The sequence below is a fragment of the Vibrio sp. R-1 genome, assembly GCF_035615595.1.
Lineage (GTDB): Bacteria > Pseudomonadota > Gammaproteobacteria > Enterobacterales > Vibrionaceae > Vibrio > Vibrio cholerae.
Genome location: NZ_WPDC01000362.1, coordinates 1 through 265 on the forward strand (window position 1 = coordinate 1; position 265 = coordinate 265).

The window sequence follows — 265 nt, forward strand, 5'->3', positions numbered from 1 at the left end:
CTGGCAAAATGGAAATGCCAAAAGCATCTGAGCAAAAGGAGTTTGCAAATGTTTCGTTGTGGGCAATGCCGTCATTTCGAAAGAGCTAAAAATAATCTCAAGGATCTTTGTGGTGCTTGGGAACAACCTACGACTGCAACGCGTGAAGCTTGCGGATTTTTTATGCTCAGAAAACCAGCCCGAGATGTGAAAACACCAAACGAAGAGTAGAGTAATCTTCTTTTTGTTGGTTAAAAGTGCAGTGAAAATCATAAGCGCTGGCCAG

Annotated in this window: 1 protein-coding gene; it reads left to right on the plus strand. The window is 42.6% G+C overall.

What is annotated here, in order from left to right; genetic code table 11:
* A partial coding sequence (locus tag GOU96_RS18525; RefSeq protein ID WP_235186167.1) for a hypothetical protein occupies positions 1 to 210 on the plus strand: 210 nt, incomplete at its 5' end.
* Positions 211 to 265 lie beyond the last annotated feature (55 nt).